This is a genomic window from Pseudonocardia sp. 2-7 (assembly GCF_056341085.1).
In genome coordinates this window covers 2744750-2760884 of sequence record NZ_CP094507.1, presented here as the reverse complement: position 1 = coordinate 2760884, position 16135 = coordinate 2744750, and the positions used below count along the sequence as shown (strand labels likewise).

The 16135-nt window shown below is 75.9% G+C and carries 15 protein-coding genes; 9 read left to right on the top strand and 6 right to left on the bottom strand.

The genetic code is table 11. The features are described 5' to 3' along the window. Position 1: 1 nt before the first annotated feature. The 3 genes from cydD (at position 2) to MTO91_RS13470 (ending at position 5111) form a co-directional block, all read left to right on the top strand. The gene (gene cydD, locus MTO91_RS13480; RefSeq protein ID WP_476654780.1) at positions 2–1774 is read left to right on the top strand and encodes a thiol reductant ABC exporter subunit CydD; all 1773 of its coding nucleotides are present in this window, start codon (positions 2–4) and stop codon (positions 1772–1774) included. Then, a complete protein-coding gene (gene cydC, locus MTO91_RS13475) occupies positions 1771–3477 on the top strand; it encodes a thiol reductant ABC exporter subunit CydC (RefSeq protein WP_476654779.1) in 1707 nt (568 codons plus the stop codon). Before cydD ends, cydC begins: the two co-directional genes overlap by 4 nt. 185 nt (positions 3478–3662) lie before the next feature. Next, positions 3663–5111: a GH39 family glycosyl hydrolase gene (locus MTO91_RS13470; RefSeq protein ID WP_476654777.1), complete on the top strand. Its 1449-nt coding sequence runs from the start codon at positions 3663–3665 to the stop codon at positions 5109–5111. A 63-nt stretch (positions 5112–5174) separates the two neighbouring features. Here the strand turns inward: MTO91_RS13470 and fabG are convergent, their stop codons facing one another. Next, a complete protein-coding gene (fabG, locus tag MTO91_RS13465) occupies positions 5175–5933 on the bottom strand; it encodes a 3-oxoacyl-ACP reductase FabG (RefSeq protein WP_178373846.1) in 759 nt (252 codons plus the stop codon). 166 nt (positions 5934–6099) lie between these two features. Here fabG and MTO91_RS13460 point away from each other — a divergent pair, with 166 nt between their 5' ends. From MTO91_RS13460 to MTO91_RS13450, 3 genes are all read left to right on the top strand, one after another. After that, the gene (locus MTO91_RS13460) at positions 6100–6858 is read left to right on the top strand and encodes a class I SAM-dependent DNA methyltransferase (RefSeq protein ID WP_100877803.1); all 759 of its coding nucleotides are present in this window, start codon (positions 6100–6102) and stop codon (positions 6856–6858) included. Positions 6859–7080: 222 nt separating this feature from the next. Further along, positions 7081–7947 carry an iron-siderophore ABC transporter substrate-binding protein gene (locus MTO91_RS13455; RefSeq protein WP_476654871.1) on the top strand — a complete coding sequence of 289 codons (867 nt, stop codon included), beginning with the start codon at positions 7081–7083 and terminating at the stop codon, positions 7945–7947. A gap of 19 nt (positions 7948–7966) precedes the next feature. Next, entirely contained in the window at positions 7967–8728 is a 762-nt protein-coding gene (locus tag MTO91_RS13450) for an SDR family NAD(P)-dependent oxidoreductase (protein ID WP_226365196.1), read from the top strand. A gap of 54 nt (positions 8729–8782) precedes the next feature. On the opposite strand, the gene MTO91_RS13445 is transcribed toward MTO91_RS13450, so the two are convergent. The 5 genes from MTO91_RS13445 to MTO91_RS13425 all read right to left on the bottom strand — a co-directional run bounded on the left by MTO91_RS13445 (position 8783) and on the right by MTO91_RS13425 (position 13947). Then, positions 8783–9376, bottom strand: a complete 594-nt coding sequence (locus tag MTO91_RS13445) for a TroA family protein (RefSeq protein WP_405417177.1) — start codon at positions 9374–9376, stop codon at positions 8783–8785. Beyond that, the gene (locus MTO91_RS13440) at positions 9373–10140 is read right to left on the bottom strand and encodes an ABC transporter ATP-binding protein (RefSeq protein WP_476654775.1); all 768 of its coding nucleotides are present in this window, start codon (positions 10138–10140) and stop codon (positions 9373–9375) included. Before MTO91_RS13440 ends, MTO91_RS13445 begins: the two co-directional genes overlap by 4 nt. Then, positions 10137–11165 carry a FecCD family ABC transporter permease gene (locus MTO91_RS13435; RefSeq protein WP_476654774.1) on the bottom strand — a complete coding sequence of 343 codons (1029 nt, stop codon included), beginning with the start codon at positions 11163–11165 and terminating at the stop codon, positions 10137–10139. The genes MTO91_RS13440 and MTO91_RS13435 overlap by 4 nt, the downstream gene beginning before the upstream one ends. A gap of 46 nt (positions 11166–11211) precedes the next feature. Further along, positions 11212–11733 (bottom strand): cytochrome P450, encoded by a 522-nt coding sequence (locus tag MTO91_RS13430; protein ID WP_476654772.1) that lies wholly within the window; start codon positions 11731–11733, stop codon positions 11212–11214. A 624-nt stretch (positions 11734–12357) separates the two neighbouring features. Continuing rightward, positions 12358–13947 carry a Na+/H+ antiporter gene (locus MTO91_RS13425; RefSeq protein ID WP_251783001.1) on the bottom strand — a complete coding sequence of 530 codons (1590 nt, stop codon included), beginning with the start codon at positions 13945–13947 and terminating at the stop codon, positions 12358–12360. A gap of 105 nt (positions 13948–14052) precedes the next feature. Between MTO91_RS13425 and MTO91_RS13420 the strand changes: the two genes are divergently transcribed. From MTO91_RS13420 to MTO91_RS13410, 3 genes are all read left to right on the top strand, one after another. After that, positions 14053–14586, top strand: coding sequence for a YbhB/YbcL family Raf kinase inhibitor-like protein (locus tag MTO91_RS13420; protein WP_476654770.1), 534 nt, complete (start codon positions 14053–14055; stop codon positions 14584–14586). Positions 14587–14596: 10 nt separating this feature from the next. Then, entirely contained in the window at positions 14597–15574 is a 978-nt protein-coding gene (locus MTO91_RS13415; RefSeq protein WP_476654768.1) for a hypothetical protein, read from the top strand. Between the two features lie 78 nt (positions 15575–15652). Beyond that, entirely contained in the window at positions 15653–16120 is a 468-nt protein-coding gene (locus tag MTO91_RS13410) for a nitroreductase/quinone reductase family protein (RefSeq protein ID WP_476654767.1), read from the top strand. Positions 16121–16135: the final 15 nt, after the last annotated feature.

The window sequence follows — 16135 nt, the reverse complement described above, 5'->3', positions numbered from 1 at the left end:
CGTGTCCACCCCGTCCGCCACCGCCGGGGCGCCGCCCGCGGGCGGCCCGCCGGTCGACCCCCGGCTGCTGCGCACGGCGAGCGCGGTCCGGGTGCACCTGGCCGTCGCCGCGGTCTGCGGGGTCGCCGCGACCGGGCTGATCCTCGCCCAGGCCTGGCTGGTGTCGCGGGTGGTGGCCGGGGCGACGCCGTCGTTCGGCCTCGACGGCGCACGCACCGGGCCGGGTGCCGGGCTCGACACCCTGGCCTGGCTCGTCGGGGGCGTCGCCGTCGTCGCGGTGGCGCGGGCGCTGCTGTCCTACGGCGCGGAGTCCGCGGCGCTGCGCAGCGCCGCCCGCGCCAAGTCCCAGCTGCGGATGCAGCTCGTGCGCCGGCTCGCGCTCGCCGCACCGGACCCGCGGCGGTCCTCCGGTGAGATCGTCACCCTGGCCACCCGCGGCCTCGACGCCCTCGACGACTACTTCGCCCGCTACCTTCCCCAGCTGGTGCTCGCGGTGCTGGTCCCGGTCGCGGTGCTGGTCGTCGTCGCCGACGCGGACTGGATCTCCGCGGTCGTCATCGCCGTCACGCTGCCGCTGATCCCGCTGTTCATGGCCCTGGTCGGGATGCACACCCGGGCCCGCACCGACCGCCAGTGGCGGCTGCTGTCCCGTCTCGGCGGGCACTTCCTCGACGTCGTGCAGGGGCTGCCGACGCTCGCGCTGTTCCGCCGTGCGCAGGTCGTCGCGGGCAAGGTCCGGGAGACGACCGACGCCCACCGGCACGCCATGACCGGCACCCTGCGGGTCGCGTTCCTGTCCGCGTTCGTGCTGGAGGTCCTCGCGACGCTCGCCGTCGCCCTGGTCGCGGTCGAGGTCGGGCTGCGGCTGCTCTACGGGGACCTCGACTACGCCACCGCACTGTTCGTGCTGGTCCTGGCCCCGGAGGCCTACCTGCCGCTGCGCGAGGTCGGTGCCCGGTTCCACGCCAGCATGGAGGGCGTCGCCGCGGCCCGGCAGGTGTTCGCCGAGCTGGACCGCCCGGCCGGCGGCGCGCCCGGCGGGACCGCACCGGTGCCGGCGGCCGACCCGGCGGGCCGCGGCCTGACCGTCGACGGGCTGCGGGTGCGCTACCCCGGCGCGGACGCCGACGCCGTCGCCGGGCTGTCGCTGGACCTCGCCCCCGGGGAGACGGTGCTGCTGCGCGGCCCGTCCGGGGCCGGGAAGTCCACCCTGCTCGGCGTGCTGCTCGGCATGGTCGCCCCGACCGGCGGCACCGTCACCGTGCACGGCCGCGACGGCACCGGCGCCGACCTCGCGGACCTGGACCTCGACGCCTGGCGCCGCGGGGTGGCCTGGGTGCCGCAGCAGCCGCACCTGTTCGCCGACACCGTCGCCGCCAACGTCCGGCTCGGCGCCGGGCGGGACCACGCGGGCGTCACCGACGACGCCGTGCGGGCGGCCGCACGCCGGGCCGGGCTCGACGCCGTCGTCGCCCGGCTGCCGCACGGCTGGGACACCGTGCTCGGCGAGGGCGGCGCGCAGCTGTCGTCGGGCGAGCGGCAGCGGGTCGCGCTGGCCAGGGCGTTCCTGCGCGACGCCCCGCTGGTCCTGCTCGACGAGCCGACCGCGCACCTCGACCCCGACTCCGCCGACGCGGTCCGCACCGCGGCCGCCGAGCTGCTCCGCGGACGCACCGCGGTCGTCGTCGCGCACGACGCGGGCTGGGCCGAGCACACCGACCGCACCGTCACGATCACCCCGGTCGCGACCACACCCGCCGGAGGCCCGCGATGAGCCCCTGGTCGCTCGCCCGCAGCGTGCTGGCGCCCCGGCTGCGCGGCGTCGTCGGCGGGGCGCTGCTCGGCGCGCTCGCCACCGCCTGCGGCGCCGGGCTGCTGTCGCTGGCCGCCTGGCTGCTCGCCACCGCCGCCCAGCACCCGTCGGTGACGGCGCTGTCGGTCGCCGTCGTGCTGACCCGTGCCCTCGGCGTCGGACGGGGCGTGGCCCGCTACGCCGAGCGGCTGGTCGGGCACGACGCCGCGCTGCGCGCGCTGTCGGACATGCGCGCCCGCGTCTACGCCCGGCTCGCCGCCACCGAGCCGGTGCGCCGGTTCCGGTCCGGCGAGCTGGTCGCCCGGCTGGTCGGCGACACCGACTCGGTGCAGGACCTGGTGGTGCGCGGGGTGCTGCCGGTCGTCGCGGCCGGGGTCGCAGGGTCCGGTGCGGTGCTGCTCGCCACCGCGCTGTACCTCCCCGGCGGGGCGCTGCTCGCCGCCGGGCTGCTGCTCGCCGGGGTCGCGGTGCCCGCGCTGGCCGCGGCGCTGTCGCGGCGGCCCGCCGAGCGCGCCGGCGTCGCCCGGGACCGGCTCGCGACCGCCCTGGTCGACCTGCTCGACGGGGGTCCGGAGCTGCTGGCCCACGGCGCGACCGGCCGCGCCGTCGACGCGGTCGCCCACGCCGACGCCGAGCTGACCCGCACCGCCCGCCGCGACGCCGCACTGCTCGGCCTCGGCGCGGGGTCCGGCGCCCTGGTCGCCGGGCTCACCCTGGCCGGGACGCTGCTGCTGGGCGTCGCCGCCGTCGACGCCGGCGCCCTGGGCGCGGTCCCGCTGGCCGTGCTGGTGCTGACCGCGCTGGCCGCGTTCGAGATCGTCGCGCCGCTCCCGGCCGCCGCGGCGCGGCTCGCCGCGGTCCGCGCCGGGCTGGCCCGGCTGGTGCCGGTGCTCGACGCCGCACCCGCCGTCGTGCACCGCGACCCGGGGCCGGGACCGCTGCCGCACCGCGGTGACCTGCAGGTCCGCGGGCTCACCGCCGCCTGGCCCGGGCCGGGACCGGACGGGCGCGGCCGCACCGTCCTGCACGGGGTGGACCTCGACGTCGGACGCGGGGAGGTCGTGGCGCTGGTCGGTGCCAGCGGGTCGGGCAAGTCGACGCTGGCCGCGGTGCTGTTCCGGTTCCTCGACCCGCGCGCGGGGTCGGTCCGGCTCGACGGGCACGACCTGGCCCTGCGCCCGCCCGACGAGGTCCGTGCGGTGGTCTCCGGGGTACCCGCCGACCCGCACGTGTTCGACTCGACGGTCCGGGAGAACCTGCGCCTGGCCGCCCCCGACGCCGACGACGCCCACCTCACCGACGTCCTGCGCCGGGTCGGGCTCGCCGGCCTGGCCCTCGACGACGAGGTCGGCGTGCACGGCGCGCGGCTCTCGGGCGGGATGCGCCGGCGGCTCGCGCTGGCCCGCGCACTGCTCGTCGACCCGGCGGTACTGGTGCTCGACGAGCCCACCGCGCACCTCGACCCGGACACCCGCGACGCCGTCCTCGACGACCTGCTCGCCGCCGCGGCGGGCCGGGCCGTGCTGGTCATCACCCACGACCCGGCGGTGCTGCCGCGGGCCGACCGGGTGTACACGCTGCGCGACAAGAGGGTTCACCTGCGCAGCGGGGCTGCGTGCGGCCCTCGCGAACCGCGGCCCTACTCTGCTCCGAACGTCCGATAGCGGGCCCCGGCCGGCTCCGGGCGTTCGCGAGGTTCTCTCAGTCGGGTCACAGGAGCCCCCTGACACGCTGGGAGCACCTCGCCGGGACACCGTCCCGCGCAGGAGTGCAGGAGTCAGTACGAGCCCGCGCGCGCCACGGCATCCGCCCGGCGCCGCGTCCGGTCAGAACGTGAGGTCACCAGCCCGTGCGAGCGTCACGCCGTCCCTCCCCGACGACGTCCGGACCGAGGTCCCCGTCGCGGACCCCCCGGTTCCGGCCCGGCCTGCGCCGGACCCCGGCCCTGGCCCTGCTGCTCGCGGGGGTCCTGGCCCTCGCCGCCTGCACCTCGGGGACCGGCGGCACCACCACCGGTGACACCGTGCCGTCGTCGGCGCTGGAGGCCTCGGCGAAGGCCGTCGACCTGAACGGCTGGCGCTGGGACGAGCAGCCGGGCCCGATGGAGATCGGGGTGACCCACACCCAGGACAGCCTCGACGACACCGAGCCCGCGCAGGCCCGCCAGCGCGGCGTCGACATCCTGTCGAGCCTCGGGCAGGAGTACCAGAACCACCACCTCATGGGCTTCGGCACGCTGAACCCCGAGCCCCGGCCCGGTGAGTTCGAGTGGGGCTCGCTGGACCGCCGGATGCAGCTCACCGAGGAGACCGGCGGCAAGGCGATGCTGACGCTCTGCTGCTCCCCGGACTGGATGAAGGGCGCGCCGCGCGACAGCGGCGCCACCCGCTGGGACCGGCTCGAGAAGGCACCGCTGCCCGAGCACTTCGCCGATTTCGCCAACCTCGCCCGTGAGGCCGTGCAGCGGTACCCGCAGGTCGACCGCGTCCTGGTGTGGAACGAGCTCAAGGGCTTCTACAACCAGGCCGAGAACCGCTGGGACTACGAGGGCTACACGAACTTCTACAACCAGGTCTACCAGGCGGTGAAGTCCGTCCGGCCCGACGTCCAGGTCGGGGGCCCGTACGTCGTGATGAGCAGCGTGCCGGTCGACTCGGGCGACGCCTCGGCCATCCGCGGCCCCTGGGGCGCGCTCGACCAGCGGCCGCTCGACGTCCTGGACTACTGGCTGAAGAACAACGTCGGGGCGGACTTCATCGTCGTCGACGGCTCCACCACCAACCGCGGCCAGCAGGACGCCATCTCACCGGTCGACGTCGGCGCCGAGAAGTTCTCGGTGATCGACCGCTGGATCCAGGAACGGACGCAGCTCCCGATCTGGTGGGCCGAGTTCTACGCCAACGTCCCCGCCGACGCCCAGGCCGGTTTCGCCTCCCCCGCCAGCGCGGTCTCGACGATCGCCGCCCTGCAGGCGATGGCCCGCTCCGGCACCCAGGGCTCGCTGCTGTGGGGTCCCGAGGGCAGCAACTCGCTCGAGTACTCCTCGCTGTGGACCCCCGCGACCGACGAGAACGGCGGTCAGCCGACCCCGCTGACCGACGCGTGGCGCTGGCTGGTGCCCAGGCTCCGTGAGGGCACCGTCGAGCTGGGCCGGGCGACCGACGGCTCGTCGCTGGGTGGTTTCCGCGCGGCGGACGGCTCGGTGCTGCTCGTCAACTTCTCCGCGGACGCCGTGCCGGTCTCCGGCCAGGACGACATCCCCGGCTGGGCGATCGTGCCGATGACCAGCAGTTCCTGACCCCCGCGACGACCGACGGGCCGGCACCGCAGCAGCGGAGCCGGCCCGTTCGTCGTGGGTGGGTCAGGCCTTCGGGCCACCGGCCACGTAGATGACTTGGCCGCTGACGAACGACGAGCGCTCGTCGACGAAGAACGACACGGTCTGGGCGATGTCCTCGGGCGCGCCGGGGCGCTGCACCGGGATCTCCTTGGCCCGGGCGGCCTTGAACTCCTCCCAGTCCACGCCGATGCGCTCGGCGGTCGCCTTGGTCATCTCCGAGGCGATGAAGCCGGGGGCGATGCAGTTCGCGGTGACGCCGAACTTGCCGAGCTCGATCGCGAGGGTCTTGGTGAAGCCCTGCATGCCGGCCTTCGCCGCGGAGTAGTTCGCCTGGCCGCGGTTGCCCAGCGCCGAGGTCGAGGAGAGGTTCACGACCCGGCCCCAGGCGGCGTCGACCATGTGCTTCTGCACCGCGCGGGTCATCAGGAACGCACCGCGCAGGTGCACGCCCATGACCGCGTCCCAGTCGTCGACGGTCATCTTGAACAGCAGGTTGTCCTTGGTGATACCGGCGTTGTTGATCAGAACCGTCGGGGCGCCGAGGCGCTCGGTGACCGCGTCGACGGCCGCGGCGACGGCCTGCTCGTCGGCGACGTTCGCACCGAACGCGGCCGCGGTCCCGCCGGCGGACTCGATGGCCTCGACGGTGGCCTTCGCGGCCGACTCCTCCAGGTCCAGCACCGCGACCTTGTGCCCGTCGGCGGCGAGCCGGATCGCGGTGGCGGCCCCGATGCCGCGCGCCCCACCGGTCACGACGGCGGTCCTCTGCTGCTGGGTCATGTCTCTCCTCGCTGATCGACGGTGATCTCCGGGTGTCTCCCGCAGCCGATCGTGTCACCACCTACCGCCGAGTCACATCGCGGCCCGTGCGACATCGCTCACCCCCGGTCGGAGGCGCCGGGTGCACTAGCGTCGAGGTGTCCGTTCCCGACCAGGAAGGATTTTCATGGCCGTCGAGCGTTCCGAACCGACCTACCGGCTTGCTCTGCCGGAACCCACGACCTCGTTCGAGCAGGACGCGGAGTACTGCGTGCTGGACCTCGGACACGGGTGGACCGAGTACCGCTTCCACGACTACGACGAACTCTTCAAGATCCCGGGCCTCTACGAGAAGCTGTTCTACGACATCCTGCAGTGCCAGTCCCCGGCCGTGGTGGCCGGCGCGCTGGCCGAGCAGCTCGACGCCGTCGGCGTCGACCCGTCCGGGCTGCGGGTCCTCGACGTCGGCGCCGGCAACGGCATCGTCGCCGAGGAGCTGCGTGCCCGCGGCGTCGGCAAGGTGGTGGGGATCGACATCCTCCCCGAGGCCCGCGAGGCCGCCGAGCGGGACCGCCCGGGGGTCTACGACGACTACCACGTCGTGGACCTCACCGACCTGGACGAGGAGACCACCGAGACCATCGCCGCGGGCGGTTTCGACGCCCTGACCTGCGTCGCCGCGCTCGGCTTCGGCGACATCCCGCCCGCGGCGTTCCGCGCCGCGTTCGACATGGTCGCGGTCGACGGCTTCGTCGCGATCACCCTGCGGGACGACTTCCTGAGCGACGGCGACACCTCCGGGTTCGCCGGTCTCATCTCCTCGATGCTGGCGTCCGGCGAGCTCGAGGAGCTCGGGTCGACCGTCTACCGGCACCGGCTCGCGACCAGTCGCGACCCGCTGCTCTACCGGGCCGTCGTGGCCCGCAAGCGCCGCCCGCGCGGCTGAGCCCGCGCGTTCGCACCGGTCCGCGACGCGTCGGCCGGTGCGAACGCGCCGCGGCGAGATCTTCCGGACATTTCGGGTTAGGTTAGCCTCGGTTATTGTCCCGATGTGCTTCGACGACTGATCCCCCTGCTGGCCCTCGTGGGCCTGCTCACCGCCTGTACGTCCGGCGGTCCCGGCCCGACGGCCGCCCCGTCCACCGCCGACGGCGCGTTCCCCGTCCGCATCGACAACGCCTTCGGCACCGCGGAGATCCCCGCCCGCCCACAGCGGGTCATCGCCCTCGGCGTCACCGACGCCGACCCCGTCCTCGCCCTGGGTACGACCCCGGTCGCGGTCGCCTCCTACACCTTCTACCAGGAGACCGGCGGGCTGGGCCCGTGGGCCCGCGGGCTCGTGCGGGGTGAGGCGCCGCAGGTGCTCACCGAGCCCGAGCCGAACCTGGAACGGATCGCCGCGCTGCGCCCGGACGTGATCATCGCGCTGTCCTCGGGCATCGACCAGGCCGCCTACGACCGGCTGACCGCGATCGCGCCGGTCGTCGCCCGTCCCGCGGGCTCCATCGCGTTCGGGGTGAGCCGCACCGACCAGATGCGCGCCGTCGCGACCGCGCTGGGTGAGACCGCTCGCGGCGAGGAGCTGGTCCGGACCGCCGACGCCGCGTTCGCCGACGCCGTCACCGCGCACCCGCAGTTCCGCGGGAAGGTCGGGGCGACGGTGCTGCCCTTCGACGGCATGTACGGCGCCTTCACCGCCGCCGACGCCCGCGGCCAGTTCATGACCGGTCTCGGCTTCGCGCAGCCACCGGCCATCTCCGAGCGCGACGATCGGCAGAGCTTCTACGTCGAGGTCTCCTCCGAGCAGGCCGGCCTGCTCGACGGCGACGTCCTGGTGATGCTGGCCGACGAGGGCGCCGCGAAGCAGCAGGTCGACTCCGACCCGGTCCTGCGCCAGGTCCCGGTCGTGGCCCGCGGCGACATGATCGTCCCCGACGCCGACACCCGCGGCGCGATGACCTACAACTCCGTCCTGTCCGCGCCGTTCGCCCTGGAGCGGCTCGTCCCGCAGCTCGCGGAGAAGCTCGGCGGCTGATCCGGGTTAGGGTCGCCGGGTGAGCGTGATCGAGCGATTCCGACTGGACGGCAGGGTCGCCGTCGTCACCGGCGCCTCCTCCGGCCTGGGCGTGGCCTTCGCCAAGGGCCTCGCCGAGGCCGGCGCGGACCTCGTGCTGGGGGCGCGGCGGGCCGAGAAGCTGGCCGACACCGTGGCGCTGGTCGAGGCGGCCGGGCGGCGGGCGGTGGCCGTCGCCACCGACGTGGCGGAGCCGGAGGACTGCCGGGCCCTGGCGCAGGCCGCCGTCGACGAGTTCGGCCGGCTCGACGTGCTGGTCAACAACGCCGGCGTCGGCACCGCGGTGCCCGCCCTGAAGGAGACCCCGGAGCAGTTCACCAGCGTCGTCGACGTGAACCTCAACGGCTCCTACTGGATGGCGCAGGCCTGCGCCGCCCACATGGCGCCCGGGTCGAGCATCGTCAACATCTCCTCGATCCTCGGGCTCACCACCGCGTCGCTGCCGCAGGCGGCCTACTCCGCGTCCAAGGCGGCGATCGTCGGCCTGACCCGGGACCTGGCCCAGCAGTGGACCGGCCGCCGGGGCATCCGGGTCAACGCGGTCGCGCCCGGGTTCTTCGCCTCCGAGATGACCGACCAGTACCAGGACGGCTACCTGGAGCGGATGACCGAGCGGATCCCGATGGGCCGCAAGGGCGACCCGGAGGAGCTGACGGCGGCCGTGCTGTTCCTCGCCTCCGACGCCGGTGGCTACGTCACCGGCCAGACCTGGGCCGTGGACGGCGGCATCACGATCACCTGACCGGCCGGTCCGGTCCCGGGGGCGCCGTACGGCGTGCCCCCGGGACCTCCGCGCTCAGCTGCGGGGCACGTCGTCGGACTCCGGGGTCAGGCCGGAGGCGGGCACCAGGTTCCAGCGCTCCAGCGCCGCCCGGACCTGCTCGGCGGCGTCGACGTTGAGCGGGCCCGAGGTCCACAGGGCGTAGGGCAGGTTCAGGAACCGGTTCTCCCTCACCGCGGGCAGGTCGCGGGTGTCGGGCGGGGTGAGGTTCTTCTCCTCGCCGTAGCCGTAGTTCCAGCCGGCGACCATCACGTCGGGGTCGCGGGCCAGGACGGTCTCCAGCGTCGGGTACTCCGGCGCGGCCTGCGCCAGGCCGTCGACGGCGGCACCGTAGTGGCGGCGCAGCGTGTCGGCGTCGCGCTGCATGCTCGACACCGCGGTAACCCGGTCCTGGGCGCCGAGCGCCAGGACCATCGAGATCATGTTGCCGTCGTTAACGAACAGGCGCTGCGCCGGCGCCGGGAACTGCGCGGGGGCACCGCAGTTCTGCACGGTGACCGTGCCGGCGGGGTCACCGGCTGCGGCGGGTGCCGGGGCGGGCGCCGAGCAGGCGGCGAGGGCGACCACCCCCGCGGCGAGGACGGCGGACAGGCGTAGCGGACGGGTCACGAGCTCTCCCTGAGCGAGTCGAACACGAGGCGGGACCGCCCGGTCACCGGATGCGTGACACGGGCGGCGGCGACCCCGAAGACCCGAGAGACGGTGTCGGGGTCGAGGTCGGACACGGCCGGGAGGGCCCGGCCGTCGTGCAGGACGACGAGGCGGTCGCACCAGCGGTCGGCCAGGTCGAGGTCGTGCAGGCTCACCACCACGGTCCGGCGCAGCGACCGGACCAGCTCCAGCAGGCCCAGTGCGTGCCGGACGTCGAGGTGGTTGGTGGGCTCGTCGAGCAGCAGGACACCGGCGTCCTGGGCGAGGCCGCGGGCGAGCAGCACCCGGCGCCGCTCACCGCCGGAGAGCCGGTCGACCGGGCGGTCGGCGAGCCCGTCGAGCTCGACCGCGGCCAGCGCCGCGGTGACCGCGGCCCGCTCGACCGCGTCGCCGCCCGCCCACGGCGGCCGGTGCGGCACCAGACCGAGCGCGACGACCTCCCCGGCGCACAGGTCGGGCGGCAGGTCCTCCTCCTGGCCGACGAACGCGATCCGCCGGGCCCGCTGCCGGGCCCGCAGCGCGGTCAGCGGGGTGCCGTCGAGCAGTACGCGCCCCGCGGCGGGCCCGCGGATCCCCGCGAGGGCGCGCAGCAGGGTGGACTTGCCGCTGCCGTTGGGCCCGACGACGCCGAGCACCTCCCCCGGCTCGACGGCGAGGTCGATCCCGGTCAGGACGGTGCGGCCGCCCAGCGCGCAGGTGAGCCCCTCGGCACGCAGGCTCACGCCAGGCTCCCGGCGGTCCGGTAGCGGCGGCGGCCCATCAGGATCAGGAACACCGGGGCGCCGATCAGCCCGGTGACCACGCTCAGCGGCATCTCGGTGGGCCGCACCGCGATCCGGGCGGCGACGTCGACGACGAGCAGGAACAGCGCGCCGCCCAGCGCGGTCACCGGCAGCAGCACCCGGTGCCGGGACCCGACGAGCAGCCGGGCCAGGTGCGGCACGACCAGGCCGACGAAGCCGATCGCCCCGGACACCGCGACGAGCACGCCGACCGCGACCGCGCACACGGTGAACAGCGCGGTCCGGGCGGCGGTCACCGGCACGCCGAGTGCGGCCGCGGTGTCGGGCCCGGCGGTGAGCGCGTCGAGCCAGCCGCTGAACGCCACGAGCAGCACCAGCAGGAGCGCCACGGTCACCGCCGGCACCGCGACCCGGTCCCACTGCGCCCCGGACAGGCTCCCCAGCAGCCAGAACAGCACGGACTGGGCGGCGGCCGGGTCACCGGAACGGAACACCAGGTAGCTCGCCGTCGCCGAGAACGCCGAGCCGAGCACGGTGCCGGTGAGGATCAGCCGGATCGGGGTGAGCCCGCCCTGGGCGACGGCGATCGCCCCGACCAGTGCCCCGGCCGCGAGGGCCCCGAGGAGCGCGCCGGTGAACAGCGCCCAGGTGCCGAGCGCACCCAGCACCCCGGTGGTGATGACGGCCGTGGCGCCCACGCTCGCGCCGGAGGACACCCCGAGCAGGTAGGGGTCGGCGAGCGGGTTGCGCACGAGGGTCTGCACCCCGGCGCCGGCGAGCGCGAGGCCCGCGCCGACGATCGCGGCGAGCAGCGAGCGCGGCATCCGCAGGTCCCGGACGATCGTCGAGACGGGGCCGGGCCGGTCGTGCAGCACCGCGTCGACGACCTTCGCGACGGGGAGGACCTCGGCGCCGAACGCGAGCGAGCCCACGAGCGCGACCGCCAGCAGTACGGCGAGTGCCGCGGTCACGGTCGCGGACCGCACCGCCCGTCGCTCGAACATTTGCACAGTTCATCATGTGATGGCTGGAGAGGGGATGCGGGAAGGATCACCGCGCGGGATGCAGCCGTACCGGTAACGCGGCGAGCCGCGCCCCGACCGGTCCGCCGGGGTGCACCTCGACGAGCCCGCTCACCGGGCCGGCGGGACGGGCGTCGGGGAACCTGTCCCGCAGCACCTCCAGCACGGCGCGGAGCTCGAGGCGGGCCAGGTGCGCACCGGCGCAGAAGTGCAGGCCGTGCCCGAAGGTCAGCGGGTGCCCGACGGCCGGGCGGGCGTCGATCCCCCGGATGTCGACCAGCACCGGTGCCCCGGCGGGCAGCGGCTCACCGCCGAGGTCGGTGTCGGTCCGGGCGAAGCGCCACAGCGAGAACGGGGCGGGCGGGTGGACCCGCAGCACCTCGGCGACCAGCGCGTCGAGCTCCTCGGCGGTGCGGTCGGCGAGCCCGGAGTCCAGGGCGTGGGCGACGACGTACCCGAGCGCGGCGTCGGTGGTGAGCTGCCCGGCGAAACACCAGCCCGAAGACGAGGTAGCCGACCTGGGCGTCGGTGAGGTCGGGCAGGCCGGCACGCAGTCCGGCCGCGACGCCGTCGCCGGTCCCGTCGGTGACCGCGGCCGTGCCGATCGCCTGCAGCCGTCCGAACGCCGCTCCCGCCACCGCCGGGTCGGGACTCCACATCGCCCGGCAGGCGGCGACGGCGTCGTCGAGGAGCCCGGGTGGGGCGCCCACGACCTCGAGCACGACGGCCAGCGGGTAGCGGGTGGTGAAGTCCTCGGTCAGGTCGACCTCACCGGGGCCGAGGCCCTCGAGGAGGGCGGAGGCGAGGGAGCGGGCGCGCCCGGCGTACCGGGCGAGCGCGCGGGCGGACAGCAGCGGTGCGTGCGCGCGACGCAGCCGGGCGTGCCCGGGACCGTCGGCGGTGGTGAGCGAGAGCCGCTCGGTGGCGGACGGTTCGAGGTCGGTGACGCCCGGAGGGGCGAGCGCGGGGTCCTTCGCGAACCGCGGGTCGGTGAGCACCCGCCGGGCGAGCGTTTCGTCGGTGACCACCCACACCGCGGCCCCGCCGGCCGGCGCCGTGCGCACGACCGGCCCTCCGGGAACCGTGGGATCGGGCTCGGACAGGGATCGGGTGCGGGCGCTGAACGGGCACGTCATGCGGTGAGCGTGACCGTCGACGCGGACACGTCCGGCCCTCAGTCGAGCAGCACCGTGCGCAGGTCGAGGCGGCGCAGCACCCGGTCGACGGCGTGCGGGTCGACACCGGGCTCACGCCGCGCGGCCAGTACCTCGGTCCGGGCGGCGGCCAGCGCCGAGGCCTGGGCCTCGGCGAAGGCGGTGCGGGCCTTCTTCACCGCCGCGATCCGGGACCGCTCCTCCTCCGAGGGCGTCTCCCCCGACAGCACCCGCTCCAGCCGCTCGACCCGCTCCCGCATCGCGGTGCCGACCTCCTCGGGCAGGCCCCGCACCGTGCGTTCGAACTCCAGGGTCGCGACGGCGGCGCGGCGCGCCCGCAGCACGATCTCGCGTTCGGCGCGCTCCTCGGCGTCGGCCTCGTCGTCGATGTCGAGGGCGCGGACCAGCATGCCGAGGGTGAAGCCGGGCACGAGCAGCGTCACGAACAGCACCGACACGGCGATGAGGACGAGCTGGTCGCGGGCGGGGAACGGCGCCCCGGACGCGGTCTGCACCGGCAGCGACAGCGCGAGGGCGAGCGTGGCGAGACCGCGCATGCCGCACCAGGACAGCAGCACCGCCTCGCGTCCGGTGAGCGGCGCGGCGCCGGCCGCGGCGGCGTCGTCGGCGCTGCGGGACAGCAGCCGCCAGGCGACGACCATCCACAGCACCCGCACCGCGACGACGACCACGCACACGACCGCCGCGTGCGCGAGCATCGCCGGCAGCTCGTCGCCCGCGGCGAGCACGACCTGGCGCAGGTCGAGCCCGATCAGGCCGAACGCGAGCCCGGTGACCAGCAGCTCGACGACGTTCCACAGCGAGGACTGGGTGAGCCGCTCGGCGGCCTCGTCGGCGTCGGCCCCGGCGCGCAGCTGCAGCGCGAGCACGACGACGGCGATCACCCCGGAGGCGCCGAGCTCGTCGGCGGCCAGGTAGGTGGCGAACGGCAGGACCAGGGTGAGTGCGCTGCGCCCGGTGGCGTCGGTGAGCCTGCCGAGCACCCGGCGCGCCAGCCAGGCCACACCCAGTCCGATGAGGACCGCGCCGGCGGCGCCGAGCACGAACCGCAGGCCCAGCCCGAGCGGGCTCAGCTCGTCGCCGGAGACGGTCGCCAGCACCGCGGCCTGGAACACGACCAGCGCGGTGGCGTCGTTGAACAGGCCCTCGCTCTGCAGCACCGCCACCACCCGGCGCGGGATCGGGACCTGCCCGGCGACGGCCTCGACGGCGACCGGGTCCGGTGGGGCGACCATCGCCCCGAGCGCGACGGCGGCGGTGAGTGCGAGCCCCGGCACGAGCAGCCAGACCGTCCCGGCGACGGCGGTGGCGGTGACCAGCACCAGGCCGACGGCGAGCAGCGCGATCGTCCGCCTGCGCGCCCGGAACAGCGCCCACGACGTGCGCTGCGCCGTGGCGAACAGCAGCGGCGGCAGGAACAGCGGCAGGATCAGCTCGGGGTCGATGACGAACGCGTCGGGCAGTCCGGGCAGCAGCGCGACGACCACGCCGAGGACCACCATCAGCGCGGGCCAGGGCAGCCGGAGCCGGTCCCCCACCCCCACCAGGACGACCGCGGCCACCATCAGCCCGACGAGCACGAGCAGCATCTCCACGGACCGACACCCTGCCCTCCCCGCGGCCGGACGGCGGCCGACGCGCCGTGCCAGGATCACGGCGAGACCCACCGCCACCGATCCGAGGAGGTCCGCCCCGTGCCCCGCAACCCCTACGACGAGCTGCCCCCGGTCCCGTCGTTCACCCTGACCAGCACCGACGTGAACGACGGCGCTGCGCTCGCCACCCCCCAGCTGTCCGGCATCTTCGGCGCGGGCGGGGAGGACGTCTCGCCGCAGCTGTCCTGGTCCGGCGCGCCCGAGGGGACGCAGTCCTACGCCGTCACCTGCTACGACCCGGACGCCCCGACCGTCGCCGGGTTCTGGCACTGGGCGGTGTTCGACGTGCCGGCCTCGGTGACCTCGCTGCCGTCCGGCGCGGGTGACGACAGCGGGTCAGGCCTCCCCGAGGGCGCGGTCCAGCTGCCCAACGACGCGAGCCTGGCCCGCTACCTGGGCGCCGCGCCGCCGCCCGGGCACGGCCCGCACCGGTACTACTTCGTGGTGCACGCGGTCGACGTGCCCACGCTGGACGTGCCCGCCACCGCGACGCCCACCTTCCTGGCGTTCACCCTGTTCAGCCACACCGTCGGCCGCGCCGTCCTGGTCGGGACGCACGCGAACCTGAGCTGAGGCCGCCGGCGTGGACACGGACGCGGAGCTGGACCGGCTGTACCGGGTCCCGCCGGAGGACTTCGTCGCCGCACGCGACGATGCCGCCGCCCGTGCCCGCGCCGCCGCGGACACCGACGCGGCCCGGGAGATCGCCGCCGCCCGGCGGCCGACGCGGGCCGCGTGGCTGGCGAACCTGCTGGTCGACGACGCCCGCGACGAGGTCGAGGGGCTCCTGGCCCTGGCCCCGGTGCTGGCCCACGCCCAGCGTTCCCTCGACGGCGCGGCCCTGCGGGAGGTGTCCGCGCAGCGCAACCGGCTGGTCGGGGCGCTGGCGCGCCGGGCGGCGGCCCTCGGTCGCGCCGCGGGGGCCCGGGTGGGCTCCGGTGTGGAGCGCGACGTGCGGTGGGTGCTGGAGTCGGCGCTGGCCGACCCGGACCTGGCCGACCGGGTCCGGTCGGGGCGGCTGGAGCGCTACGAGCGGCACAGCGGCTTCGGGCCGCTCGGGGAGGCGGGGTCCGGGGCGGCGGGCTCCACGGCGGACGCGGACGCTCCGCGTCGCGCCCGGTCCCCGCAGCCGGACGGGGGCGGCGAGGGCCGTCACGGCGACGGGGAGCTCGCCGGGCGACGGCGCGACGCCCGCCGGCGGGAGGCCGAGCACCGCGCCGCGCAGGAGCGGGAGCGACGCGAGGCCGAACGGCGTGCGCAGGCGCTCGCCGATGCCGAGAAGGCCGTCGAGACCGCCCGGCTGGCCGCCCACGACGCCGGCCGCGAACGCGACGACGCCCGCGACCGCGCCGACCGGGCCGACGGGCGTCGCGACGACGCGCACCGCCGGGTGGACGAGCTGACCGCCGAGCTGGACCGCGCCCGCTCCGCCGCCGAGGACGCCGACCGTGCCCGCGACGAGGCCGGCCGCGCCGCCCGGGACGCCGCGGGGCGGGCCGAGCGGGCCGAGGAGGACCTGGCCCGGGCCGAGGAGGCGCTGGACGGGCTGCGGTCGGACTGAGTCCCCTCCGCTCCGACACCCCGCGCCCGCCCGCCGGCCCGTGGCATCCTGACCCGGATCCGAGAACGAGGAGCCCCCGTGTCCGACGATCCCCGCCGTCACATCCGTGCCCCGCAGCAGATCAAGCACCTGAACGACGACCTGCTCGCCCGGCGCGACCGTGGCGAGCTGCCGTTCGAGCTGCCCGTCCTGACCGTCCCCGGCCGGCGCAGCGGCACACCCCGGCACACGCCGCTGACGGTGTACGCGACCGGCGGGCAGCGGTTCGTCGTCGGCGGGTTCCCGGGCGCGGACTGGATCGTCAACGTCCGGGCCGCGGGCGGGCGGGCCACGCTGAGCACGGGACCCGACGCCGACCCGGAGTCCGTCGTGCTGGTGGAGGTGCCGCCGGAGCAGGCGCGCCCGGTGCTGGAGGTGTGGCCGCAGGTCACCCCGGAGGGCGTCGGGATCATGGTCGAGAACGGGGTCGTCGCCGAGCCGACGCCCGCGGCGCTGGGCGCCCTGACCGGCATCTGCCCGGTGTTCCGCATCGACCCGGCCCGGTAGCCGTACGACGCCGGC